The organism is Streptomyces sp. NBC_01439 (assembly GCF_036227605.1).
GTDB lineage: Bacteria > Actinomycetota > Actinomycetes > Streptomycetales > Streptomycetaceae > Streptomyces.
Map to the genome: position 1 here is coordinate 9,342,952 of NZ_CP109487.1, position 11,464 is coordinate 9,354,415.

Sequence of the window (11,464 nt, forward strand, 5' to 3'; positions counted from 1 at the left end):
GGCGGGTCAGACGGCCGAGCGCCGCCACTTCTGGTTGTCGCCGCCGTTGCACGTCCACTGGACGAGCCGCGTGCCGTCGGCCCATGACTGGTTCGCGACATCGACGCACTTGCCGCTGTGCTGGGCGACGAGGCGCATACCGGTCGGGCCCGCCTGGGCCGTCCTCCACTTCTGCCCGGGCCCGTCGCCGCAGGTGGTCTGGATGATCGCGGCGCCGTCATCGGGGGACGCGTCCCGGACCGCGAGGCACCTCCCGCTGTGGCGGAGCATGATCCGTACCGTGCCGTCCCCCACGCCCTGGAACCACACCTGCTGGTTGACGCTGCCCGCCGCGCAGGTCCACTGGATCAGCGGGGCGCCCTCGGCCACCGACCAGTCGGCGGCGTCGGCGCACTTGCCGCTGTGCGCGGCGGTGAGGGTGCTCCAGTCCCCGGTGCCCCGCACAGTCCCGTTCTCCGTGGAGACGATGATCTGCGGGTAGTACTCCATGGACAGGGTGGTCCTGGTCGGGAACTTCAACGGGAGCCAGATGTACTGTGAGTCGTTGACCGTGCCGCCCATCGAGTTGCCCCAGCGGTCGCCCATGTACAGGTGGGTGGTGACACCGGACGTCCCCTCGACGGGCAGCACGAAGGCCGTCTGGGAACCGTAGGTCCTGCCGTCGCCCAGGTCCCGCAGCGAGCTCCAGGTGCCGGTGATGCTGTCGGCCGTGCCGTACTTCTGCTGGTTGGGGGACCAGCCGGTGGCGCCGGACGTCACCAGGAAGTAGACGCCGTCGCGCATGAACAAGGCCGGAGCCTCGCGCGACTGGCCGGCCCACAGCTTCTGCACCCGGGTATCGATGCCGGTGTAGTCCGCGGTGAGCCGGTAGACGTGCAGGTCCGCGTTCTCGTTGGCGGCGGAGATCATGTAGCCCGTGCCGTCGGTGTCCACGAAGGTCGTGATGTCCCTGGACATGTGTCCAAGCGGCCGGAAGCTCCCGCGCCAGGAGTAGTCGCCGTCGACCCTGGAGGAGACGGCCACCGCGGCACGGGCCTCGCTGTAGTCGGTGGCGCTGCCCTCCTTGTGCATCCACATGACGAACTGCCCGGTGGCGCGGTTGTACATCACCTTCGGGCGTTCGATGTTGGCGGTGGCCAGCTCCGGGTGGCTGGCCTGGGACAGGACGTGGCCGCGGAACTCCCACGTCTTCAGGTCGGTGGAGCGGTAGGCGGAGACGTACCTGAAGCTGTTGTCGGGGTTCCGGTCCTCTCCGAACCAGTAGTAGTACTCGTCCACCTTGATGACCCCTCCGCCATGGGCGTGGACGGGCCGGCCGGCGGGATCGGTGAACTGCGTCGCGTTGATGACGGTGACGGGGGAGGGGGAGGCCGCGGCGGTGCCGAGACCGCCGAGGAGGCTCGCGATGAGGGCAGCCAGAACAGCGAACAGGGCTGCGATGCAGGGGGGATGACGTCGCATGAGTACCTCGCGATGGCTGGCGGGCAAGGAGGTGTCCGTGGGTGGACGGGCCCATGGCTCCGGACCCGGCGGAGAAGCCGGCCCCGGTGAAATCGGTGTTCCACCTCTGTAATGTTTACGTAAACATTCAGTGGTTGGCAGCGAGTCTGGGAGTCGCGTCGGGGCCTGTCAAGCAGTCGGACGCGAATCGTCACAACCGGCCCGGGTGTCGCCTCACCGCCCAACTCCGTCTCGGAAGCGGAGGGTTGGTAGGGAGGTCTGCGGCCGGGTGTGCGTGAAGGGCGCCCCGGCGGGCGTCATCGCCGTCCGGTGACTCCCTTTTTCGGCCAGCGGGGTGCAAGGTGCTTGACGCTCCCCACCGAGGGTGCCACGATCGCCGGACCGATGGTTACGTAAACATTTCTCATCAGGTCCTGCCCCATGGAGGCCGATTCCGGCCCGGAGGCCAGTCATCCCTTCCTCCGCCGCGGACCTGTAGGTCACTGACACAAGGACCCACCATGTCGCTCCTGCCGGCACCGGCAAAGGCATTCCCCCCATCTCGTTCCCGTTCACGCACACGTCGGAACGCCCTCGTCGGCTGGGGGTTCGCCGGACCCTTCGCAGCGGTGTTCGCCCTCGTCTTCCTGGCTCCCATCGGGTACGCGTTCCATCTCAGCCTGATGCGCGACCGGCTGATCGGCGGTACCTCCTTCGTCGGCGCGGACAACTATCTCCAAGCGCTGACCGATGCGCGCTTCTGGGAGGGATCGGCCCGGGTGGGGCTGTTCCTGCTCGTCCAGGTGCCGGTCATGCTGGGGATCGCGTTGCTCGTCGCGCTCGCCATCGACAGCGGCCGGCTGTACGGCAAGGCCTTCTTCAGGGTGTCCGTCTTCCTGCCCTACGCCGTACCGGCCGTGGTGGCCAGCCTGATGTGGGGGTTCATCTACGGCACCCGGTTCGGCCTCGTGGGCAACCTGAACGACGCCTTCGGCCTCGCGCTCCCGGACCCGCTCTCGCCCCCATTGGTGCTCGCCTCCATCGGCAACGTCGTGACCTGGGAGTTCGTCGGCTACAACACCTTGATCTTCTATGCCGCGCTCAAGGTGGTCCCGCGCTCCCTCTACGAGGCGGCGGCCATCGACGGCGCCGGGGAGTGGCGCATCGTCACCGCGATCAAACTGCCGGCCATCCGCAGTGCGGTGGTCATCGCGACGATCTTCTCGATCATCGGCAGCTTCCAGCTCTTCAACGAGCCGAACATCATGCAGAACCTCGCTCCCAACGCGATCACGACCGACTACACCCCGAACCTCTACACGTACTCGCTGGCCTTCTCCGGGCAGCAGCACAACTACGCGGCGACCATCGCCATCGTGATGGGCGTCTTCACCGCGGTCATCGCCTACGCGGTCCAGCTCCGCGGCATGCGGAAGGGCTGAGCACATGATCACGGACCCCACCGGTGTCTCCTCGGACACGAGGGAGCGCACCGCCGACTCCTGCGGCGCGGACTCGAGCGGCGCCGCCACCGGACCACAGAGGCCCCCGGCCACCGCACCGCCCAGAGCGGCGCCGCAGCGTCGCCGCCGACGGGCCCACACCCCGCTCGACCCCAGGCCCAGCATCCCGCTGACCCTGGTGACCGGCCTGGTCCTCGTATACACCCTCCTGCCCCTCGTGTGGCTGGTCGTCAACGCGACCAAGGACCAGGAGGACCTCCTCGACTCCTTCGGCCTGTGGTTCGGCAAGGACTTCCAGCTCTGGGACAACATCTCCCGCACGCTGACCTACGACGACGGCGCCTTCGTCCGCTGGACGCTGAACACCCTGCTGTACGTCGCCGCCGGCGCGGGCGGTGCGACGCTGCTCGCCGTCCTCGGCGGGTACGCGCTGGCCGTGTACGAGTTCCCGGGCCGCCGAGCCGTGTTCGCCGTCGTCATCGGGGCCGTGGCCGTCCCCGGCACGGCCCTCGCCGTCCCCACGTTCCTGATGTTCAGCGGCATGGGCCTGGCCAACACCCCGTGGGCAGTGATCATCCCCTCCCTGGTCTCGCCCTTCGGGCTCTACCTGATGTGGGTGTTCACCGCGCAAGCGGTACCTTCCGAACTGCTCGAGGCCGCCCGCATCGACGGCGCCGGCGAGCTGCGCATCTTCTTCCGGATCGCCCTGCCGCTGCTGATGCCGGGAACCGTGACGGTGCTGCTCTTCTCCATGGTCGCGACCTGGAACAACTACTTCCTGCCGCTGATCATGATCAAGGATCCGGACTGGTATCCGCTCACTCTCGGTCTCAATGCGTGGAGCGCCCAGGCCAGGACCGCGGGCGGCGAGCCCGTCTTCGACCTCATCATCACCGGCTCCCTGCTCACGATCGCGCCGATCGTCGTCGTCTTCCTCCTGCTCCAGCGCTACTGGCAGTCGGGCCTGGCCGCCGGCAGCGTCAAGGAATGACGCGTCCGGCTGCGCGCTCGGCCCCTCCCGACCCGCTTCATCCGCACACCGAATCAGGAGCACCACCGATGAGAACGAACAGCCGCCACCGGATCGTCGCCGCCGTCGCCGTGACGTGCGCCCTGACCCTCGGCGCCACTGCCTGCGGATCGCCGGACCCGGGGGCCGACAGCGCCGCGAAGGACGTGGCGGCAGCACTCGAAGCCGGGGGCAAGGTGACGGTGTGGGCGTGGGAGCCCACCCTCAAGAAGGTGGCCGCCGACTTCGAGAAGAAGTACCCGAAGGTGGACATCGAGCTCGTCAACGCGGGCACGAACAACAAGCAGTACACCGCGCTCCAGAACGCCATCGCCGCCGGCTCGGGAGCCCCGGACGTGGCCCAGGTCGAGTACTACGCGGTCGGTCAGTTCGCCATCGGCAAATCCCTGGAGGAGCTCTCCCCCTACGGTGCCTCCGGCCATGACCAGGCCTTCACCACCGGCCCATGGAGCGGGGTGAAGTACGGCAAGGGGATCTACGCCCTCCCCATGGACTCCGGACCCATGGCGCTGTTCTACAACAAGAAGGTGTTCGACCGGCACGGCATCGCCGTCCCCACCACCTGGGACGAGTACGTGGAAGCGGCGCGCGCCCTGCACAAGGCGGACCCGAAGCTCTACATCACGAACGACACCGGCGACGCCGGCGCCACGACCAGCCTGATCTGGCAGGCGGGCGGACGCCCGTACAAGGTGGAGGGCACCGAGATCGGCATCGACTTCGGGGACACCGGCACGGCGCAGTACACGGGTACTTGGCAGAAGCTGGTCGACGAGCGGCTGCTCGCGCCGGTCACCTCCTGGAGCGACGAGTGGTACAAGGGCCTGTCGGACGGCAGTATCGCCACTCTGTCCATAGGCGCCTGGATGCCCGCCAACTTCGTCACGGGTGCCCCCGCCGCGTCGGGGGACTGGCGTGTGGCGCCCCTCCCGCAATGGACCAAGGGGGCCAAGGCGGGTGCGGAGAACGGGGGCAGCTCCCTCGCCGTGCCGAAGGCGTCGAAGAACAAGGCGCTGGCCTACGCCTTCGTCGAGTACGCGACCACGGGGGCCGGCGCCACCGCGCGCGTCTCCGAGGGCACCTTCCCCGCCACGCGGGCCGACCTGGAGTCGCAGGCTTTCCTGGACACCCCGTTCCCCTACTTCGGGGGGCAGCAGGCCAACCGGATCCTGGCCGACGCGGCCCGTGACGTCGGCGCGGGCTGGTCGTACCTGCCGTACCAGGTGTACGCGAACTCGGTCTTCAACGACACCGTCGGCAAGGCGTACGTCTCCTCGACGACGCTGGCCCAGGGCCTGGAGGCCTGGCGGGCCACCAGTGCCAAGTACGGCACGGACCAAGGGTTCACCGTCGCCCCGTAGCCGGCATCGGCGAGGGCGTGAGCCGGGGTCGCGCCCTCGCCGGCCATTCATGCCGGGACCGTGATGTTGAGATGTGTTGATTAGGTTCCGATTCTGATCGGAACCGGGCAGGATTGATACGTGAACTACAACGCCGCGCGGGACCGCTACGCATCCATGACCTACCGCCGGGCCGGAGAGAGCGGTGTCCGATTGCCCGTCGTCTCGCTGGGCCTGTGGCACAACTTCGGTGACGGCCGGCCGTTGGAGGTGCAGCGGGCGGTGCTGCGCCGGGCGTTCGACCGGGGCGTCACGCACTTCGACCTGGCGAACAACTACGGTCCGCCGTACGGGAGCGCGGAGTGCAACTTCGGCCGTCTCTACGCGCAGGACTTTCGTCCGTACCGTGACGAGCTGTTCATCGCCTCCAAGGCGGGCTACGACATGTGGCCCGGTCCGTACGGGGACGGTGGCGGCCGCAAGTACCTGCTGGCGAGCCTGGACCAGTCGCTGCAGCGGATGGGCCTGGAGTACGTTGATGTGTTCTATTCGCACCGCTACGACCCCGAGACCCCGCTTGAGGAGACCATGGGCGCGCTGAACACGGCGGTGCGCTCCGGCAGGGCGCTGTACGTGGGCATCTCCAACTACCCGGCCGACCAGCATCGCGAGGCGGTGGCGATCCTGCGGGAGCTGGGCACGCCGGTACTGCTGAACCAGGCCCGCTACTCGATCCTCGACCGCACGCCCGAGGAAGGACTGCTGGACGTGGTAGGTGACACCCGAACCGGCATGATCGCCTACTCGCCGCTCGCGCAGGGCCTTCTGACGAGTCGCTATCTCGCCGGCGAGGTGCCCGCCGGTTCGCGGATGTCGGTCGGGCACTTCCTCAAGGAAGAGGCGCTGACCGGCGCCAAGCTGGAGCAACTGCGGGGCCTGGGCGAACTGGCGGAGCGACGCGGACAGGGCCTGGCGCAACTGGCGATCTCGTGGGTGCTGCGTGACCCGCGAGTGGTGTCGGTGATCATCGGCGCGAGCAGCGTGAACCAACTGGACCAGAACCTCGACGCGCTGCACGGGGGCTCGCTGTCCGAGCGCGACTTGGCGGAGATCGATGCGCTGAGCCGCTGAAAGACACGGTAGGTCGACCATTCGAGATCAGTCGGGGTGAGGTCGCACCCCCGCACGGAGATCGTTCCGGCTGGGTGAGCGACGGAGCTCCTCAACCGGCAGCGCCGTATTCGGTGCTCTCGAACAGCTGCTCGCTGCCCACCTCGCCGTCCACGACCGGCGGGACCAGGATGCGACGCTCGAGGACCAGTGCCCTTTCGATGTGAGCCTGCCCGGACTGATCGTGGAGGCCGTGGGGGAAGAAGGAATCTTGCTCCGTGAGATGGAGATCAGCCTCTACGGCGGCATTCCCGTGGGCGAGGCGGGCGAGCTGCCCGCGTGCCAACCGCGCTGGTTGGCGGACGCCGGGTACGACCTCACCTACCCCGCTCGTCCGCCCGCGCGCGTCATCGTCCGGATCGTGGACGCGGAGGACCTGTGAGGAAGTCGTCCGGGACCGGGCGGCCACCTGACCCGGCCACCCGATGCCTGCGCACCCCGCAGAACACGCTCGGTCCCCGGGCACGCTCGGTTCTTGGGGCATGGCTTCGGCTCGGATGACGCCGGATCAGCAGGCGGGGAACGGGCGAGGGAGCGCGGCCGGGCAGCGTCACCGGTCAGGCCACTTCCGATCCCCCCCCATGATGCGCGCCGCCTCCTGGGCGCGATCCTCACCTCTTGGACCGCATGAAGACCGCATCGGTGATGGTGTCCAAGACGGCGATGTGGTGGTCGGGGACACGAGGTGGTGCCTGAATGTGATGTCCCGCCACATACGCTGCCGACCTGCGGGCTTCTACGGTGTGGCCACACCAAACGTCCCCGCAGACCCCGGAAGTGGTGCACATGACCTCCCCCGCAACAGCCGCACCGTCAGCAACCGGAATCCGCAGAATCGTCGCGGCGAGCCTCATCGGGACCACCATCGAGTGAGCGGTCTTACTCATGCCGGGCCAGGCCTGCATCGTATGCATCGAGGTCCGTTTGGGCTCGATTCTTCACCTGGGCTGTGAATCGCCGAGCTTCCCCTGTCGGGGCCGTTGGGGGTGGGCCTTTAAGGTGGCGGATCTTTCGGGGATCGCCATGTTCTGGAACTGGATCGGACGGTCACACGATGATATCGCGCAGGCCCGCGAAGACTGGATGAACGGGTCCCGATTCGGCGAGGTGAAGGGCTACGACGGCCGTCCGATTCCTTCCCCGGAACTGCCTCCCACACACCTGAAGCCTAGGGGAAGGGTCCGTTGACCTGCTGCTTTATGCAGATGGGGGCTGGGTGTGGCGCTCGCATCCAGCCCACTTTTCTTGGTGGAAGAGAAGCTGCCGGGCATGGCCCGACAGCCTCCGGTGCGGGTGGTCGAGTCTCACGTGTTGCAGGCTGTAATCGGCTTCGCTCAGACGAATGCTGACCTTTTGCTGACTTTACTGACGAGTAGTTAGATTGGCTCGCGGGCCGTACTGAGTCCCGGCGTCGGCGATGGGCAGCGGGAGCTGCCGTTGCACCGCTGGCGCCCTGCGACTTCGTCGGCGGAGCAGCCAAGGGGTGCGATCCGTCGCCGGGGTGCGTGCGCGGGCACGTTCCAGCCCTTGTGGACAGGTGACAACGGCCTCGCTGGTCTGGCCCCTGACCGCGGGGAAGCCTGCGCGGGCGCGAGAGATCTACGGCTCGGGGGCGACTGGGCGTTCCAGCGGAGTGCCCTCTTTGAGGAACCGAGTGACCGCGTCCATGCGGTCGGAGAACCCGACCGGTGCGTGGTCCGCCAAGAGGTCGAGATGGTCGGCGGGCCACGCCTGGGGATTGCCCCTCAGTAGTACGAGGCGCTGGTCGAAAGCGTAGTCCGCGCGTTCGATGCGCTGCACAAGAGACAGGGCGTGCTCCAGGCCCTGCTCGGAGCCGCCGACGGCCTGAACCAGGACCGTTCGTTTCGGCAGGTTGATGCGGGCGGTGGGGCGTACCTTGGCACCGCGGGGGAGCTCCACCGTGGGGCGCCGGTCGTAGGCGATCCGGGCATCGTCGAGGTACGCGTAGAGCTGACGTACGAGCCTGCTGTCCCGATCGGGAGCTGCGAGCCATCGCAGGCCGTCGGCGGTCAGCATGGCACTGCTGATGTCGGATACGAGCGTCGCGGCCTGGTCCAGGGGCCGACGGCCGACGATTCGCCCGTCCACCTCGCTGAGGCGGAACGCGTTTAGTGTCTCTGCCCAGGCGGTTGCTGCCCGGGTCGGTCCCCAGACATCGACTCCAGCATCGGCCAAGCGGGCCACCATGGAGCCTCCGTCGCTGGCCAGTGCGTCGTCCCCGGACACCCGAAGCAGAACGGTGACTCCGTCCCCATCGGCGAATAGGAGCGTCCAGTAAGCGCGACGGTTCCCGGGCGACCTGCCGGTGCGATGTGCCAGCAGCGCAAGTCCTCGGCGAGGCGCGGGTCGAGGGGAGAGGTGCTCATGGGTACTCCTCGAATCCCTCTAGCGTCGGGGCCAGCACGGGCGGCATGGGCGGAACCCAAACGTAGCCCGCGGCGACGTCCATCTTGCACTCCTGGATGAAGTCCCTCACTACGCGGTCGTACTCTTCGTCCATCGAGGTGAGGGTCGCGTCGCCGATCGGGTCCGGCGCGTGGCGGATGTCGTCGGGGGCATAGACGTCGCTGTTGCCCCGCCGCTCGCTCCACTTGTGTTTGTGCGTGCGATTGATGAAGCGCTCGCCCGTTTCACGGTCGAGGTGTGTCCCCCGAACATCGAGGCGGCGCAGGATCGTGCCGCTTCCGGGGTGGAGCAGCATCAGGCTGTACTCCCACGGTTTGTCGAGGCCTATCCGGAAGCGGAGGTCGAGGCGGCAGGAGAGATCGGTGCGGACAGGAGTGTTCGCCTCGACGTGGATAGGGGAGTACGCGCGACGCGGAGCATTCTTCCGTTTCCACCGGAACGGAAGGTGCAGCGCGCCTCCGACCTTGCCCCCGAGGATCTTGTCGGCCAGGGCATCGATCATCACGTCGTCAGGGTCCATGCACTCACCCCTCAGCATCGAGATGACGAACATAGAACCAGCACCCCGGGATTGATAGGGGAACGGATCAACGTCTTACGATCTTCCTCGAGGTCTTCGGCCACACCGCGCGTGAGCTTCCACCGCTCCAGCAAGCCACCGGCGGCCTGGGCTCGGTCGACGCAGAGGGCGGTTCCTCTGTGCATCGGCGCTGGCGGCAACTTGCCGACCGGGTTCGGAAGTCTGCGTAGTCGCCGTGACAGCCGCCGACACCAGAGAGCCGCGCCGCACGGCTCAGCAGGTTCTTCGTCTCCTGGTGGTACAGCAGCTGCACCCATGCTGACCAGGGCAAACGGCAGTTGGCATGGCTCCTTGGACGAAGCTGGTCCGGAAATGGTCCGGATCGTGGTGCGTGCGGGGAGCGATCGGGAGCGGAGAGCCCGGCGGGGTCGGGCGAGCTGGGGCCCTGCCCTCCACGATGCCTCCGGCACGAGCGTCGACGGTGCCGCGCTGAGCCCGCGCGAGCGACGCGCGGTCCACCCTGCTCGCAGGGCGGCCCTGGCCCGGACCGTTCGCGGCGGTGCACCCACGTCGTAAGCACCGCCTGCTGCGAATCGGGTCCCGGGCAACGTCTCACGCCCAGGTCGCTCGAGCGGTTCCTGTTGACGCTTCATCCCATCGGCGTAGCGTGAATCTAGGCCCTGTCCAGTGGCAGGCGGCCTCGGGGCTCGCGGGAAGTTCCACCGTTCGACGCCGCGCCGCTGCCACAGGCGCCACGCCTTCCGAGCCAGGGCAAGAGGAGCGATGGCCATGGGCAACCTCTCTGTGGACCAGCTGCGCCAACGGGTGCGCGGCATGGTCGTCACTCCCGGAGACGAGGCTTACGACGAGGCCCGCAAGGTGTACAACGCCATGATCGACAGACGGCCGTCCGCCGTCGTGCGCTGTGTCAACGCGGGTGACGTCATGGCGGCCGTCGACTTCGCCCGGGAGAACGGACTCGACCTGGCGGTCCGCGGCGGCGGGCACAGCGTGCCCGGCTTCGGCACCTGTGACGACGGCGTGGTCGCCGACCTGTCCGCGATGCGCGGCGTCCGCGTCGACCCCGTACGCCGGACGGCGCGCGCCGAGGGCGGTGCTACCTGGGGCGACTTCAACGAGGCCAACACCGCCTGGGTCCGCGACTACTACGAGGCCACCGCCCCGCACTCGGAGGAGGGCGGCTACGTCAACTTCATGGCCGACGACGACCAGGGCCGCATCCGTGCCAACTACAAGGGAAACTACGACCGCCTCGTCGAGGTCAAGCGCACCTACGACCCGGGGAACCTCTTCCATCTGAACCAGAACATCAGGCCTTAGAGGGTGTCTCACGTGGCAGGCTTCGCGAGCCTTTGCGTTCGCCGGACTCCATGCCGGGCAGCGCGAGGTGCGTGACGAGCCGGGGTCCACGCGTGCGTCCGGATCTTGGTCCGAGCGGCCGTCGGCGGGGAGGGGCCGGGAGTTCTGGGAGTGGCCATCGGCCGGCTTGGTCGCGCTTGACGAGTTCGATGCGCCGGATGCCGCCGCGTCGCTGGTCTGAACTCCACGGGAAGGCGGTGGATCGCAGGATCTATAAATTGCAGAAATCTGCAATTTCATAGATGCTGTGATTGTTGTGTCCCTGGTAGCCGCGGGCACAGCACCAGGCATTTGCCCCGTTCGGGGTGGTGAGAAGGGTGCGAGACCGTGCCGGTTCCGCTGTACCAAGCCAAGGCCGAGTTCTTCCGGATGCTCGGGCACCCGGTGCGGATAAGGGTTCTGGAGCTGCTGCAGGACGGGTCGATGCCGGTGCGGGACCTGCTGGCCGCGATCGAGATCGAGCCCTCCGCCCTGTCCCAGCAGCTCGCGGTCCTGCGCCGCTCGGGGATCGTCACCTCGACCCGTAACGGCGCTACCGTCGTCTACGCACTGGCCGGCGGGGACGTTGCGCAGCTGATGCTGGCCGCACGGCGGATCCTGACCGAGGTCCTGAGCGGGCAGAGCGAGCTGCTCGAGGAGTTGCGCGAGTCCGAGGTCCCGGCCTCGTGAGCGTGAACACCACCCTGACGGCCGT

10 protein-coding genes are annotated in these 11,464 nt (G+C 67.9%); 7 read left to right on the top strand and 3 right to left on the bottom strand.

Features of this window, described 5'->3' with window-relative positions:
* Positions 1-6: 6 nt before the first annotated feature.
* Positions 7-1,461 carry an RICIN domain-containing protein gene (locus tag OG207_RS42635; protein WP_329106994.1) on the bottom strand — a complete coding sequence of 485 codons (1,455 nt, stop codon included), beginning with the start codon at positions 1,459-1,461 and terminating at the stop codon, positions 7-9.
* A gap of 500 nt (positions 1,462-1,961) precedes the next feature.
* On the opposite strand from OG207_RS42635, the gene OG207_RS42640 reads away from it, so the two are divergent.
* The 5 genes from OG207_RS42640 (at position 1,962) to OG207_RS42660 (ending at position 6,825) form a co-directional block, all read left to right on the top strand.
* On the top strand, positions 1,962-2,882 hold the full coding sequence (locus OG207_RS42640; protein ID WP_329106996.1) for a carbohydrate ABC transporter permease: 921 nt from the start codon (positions 1,962-1,964) through the stop codon (positions 2,880-2,882).
* A gap of 4 nt (positions 2,883-2,886) precedes the next feature.
* A complete protein-coding gene (locus OG207_RS42645) occupies positions 2,887-3,894 on the top strand; it encodes a carbohydrate ABC transporter permease (RefSeq protein WP_329106998.1) in 1,008 nt (335 codons plus the stop codon).
* A gap of 68 nt (positions 3,895-3,962) precedes the next feature.
* Positions 3,963-5,294 carry an ABC transporter substrate-binding protein gene (locus OG207_RS42650; protein WP_329107000.1) on the top strand — a complete coding sequence of 444 codons (1,332 nt, stop codon included), beginning with the start codon at positions 3,963-3,965 and terminating at the stop codon, positions 5,292-5,294.
* 120 nt (positions 5,295-5,414) lie between these two features.
* Positions 5,415-6,404 carry an aldo/keto reductase gene (locus OG207_RS42655; protein WP_329107002.1) on the top strand — a complete coding sequence of 330 codons (990 nt, stop codon included), beginning with the start codon at positions 5,415-5,417 and terminating at the stop codon, positions 6,402-6,404.
* A gap of 202 nt (positions 6,405-6,606) precedes the next feature.
* Entirely contained in the window at positions 6,607-6,825 is a 219-nt protein-coding gene (locus tag OG207_RS42660) for a hypothetical protein (protein WP_329107004.1), read from the top strand.
* A 1,217-nt stretch (positions 6,826-8,042) separates the two neighbouring features.
* On the opposite strand, the gene OG207_RS42665 is transcribed toward OG207_RS42660, so the two are convergent.
* Positions 8,043-8,552, bottom strand: coding sequence for a hypothetical protein (locus OG207_RS42665; protein WP_329107005.1), 510 nt, complete (start codon positions 8,550-8,552; stop codon positions 8,043-8,045).
* Between the two features lie 274 nt (positions 8,553-8,826).
* A complete protein-coding gene (locus tag OG207_RS42670; protein ID WP_329107006.1) occupies positions 8,827-9,423 on the bottom strand; it encodes a hypothetical protein in 597 nt (198 codons plus the stop codon).
* 756 nt (positions 9,424-10,179) lie between these two features.
* On the opposite strand from OG207_RS42670, the gene OG207_RS42675 reads away from it, so the two are divergent.
* Together OG207_RS42675 and OG207_RS42680 are read left to right on the top strand one after the other, a co-directional pair.
* Positions 10,180-10,731 (top strand): FAD-dependent oxidoreductase, encoded by a 552-nt coding sequence (locus OG207_RS42675; RefSeq protein WP_329107008.1) that lies wholly within the window; start codon positions 10,180-10,182, stop codon positions 10,729-10,731.
* A gap of 366 nt (positions 10,732-11,097) precedes the next feature.
* Positions 11,098-11,439: an ArsR/SmtB family transcription factor gene (locus OG207_RS42680; protein ID WP_280913739.1), complete on the top strand. Its 342-nt coding sequence runs from the start codon at positions 11,098-11,100 to the stop codon at positions 11,437-11,439.
* The last annotated feature ends 25 nt before the right edge of the window (positions 11,440-11,464 follow it).

Coding starts and splice junctions, on each gene's coding strand:
- OG207_RS42635 (WP_329106994.1), bottom strand. CDS start 1,461: ATGCGACGTCATCCCCCCTGCATCGCAGCCCTGTTCGCTGTTCTGGCT.
- OG207_RS42640 (WP_329106996.1), top strand. CDS start 1,962: ATGTCGCTCCTGCCGGCACCGGCAAAGGCATTCCCCCCATCTCGTTCC.
- OG207_RS42645 (WP_329106998.1), top strand. CDS start 2,887: ATGATCACGGACCCCACCGGTGTCTCCTCGGACACGAGGGAGCGCACC.
- OG207_RS42650 (WP_329107000.1), top strand. CDS start 3,963: ATGAGAACGAACAGCCGCCACCGGATCGTCGCCGCCGTCGCCGTGACG.
- OG207_RS42670 (WP_329107006.1), bottom strand. CDS start 9,423: ATGTTCGTCATCTCGATGCTGAGGGGTGAGTGCATGGACCCTGACGAC.
- OG207_RS42675 (WP_329107008.1), top strand. CDS start 10,180: ATGGGCAACCTCTCTGTGGACCAGCTGCGCCAACGGGTGCGCGGCATG.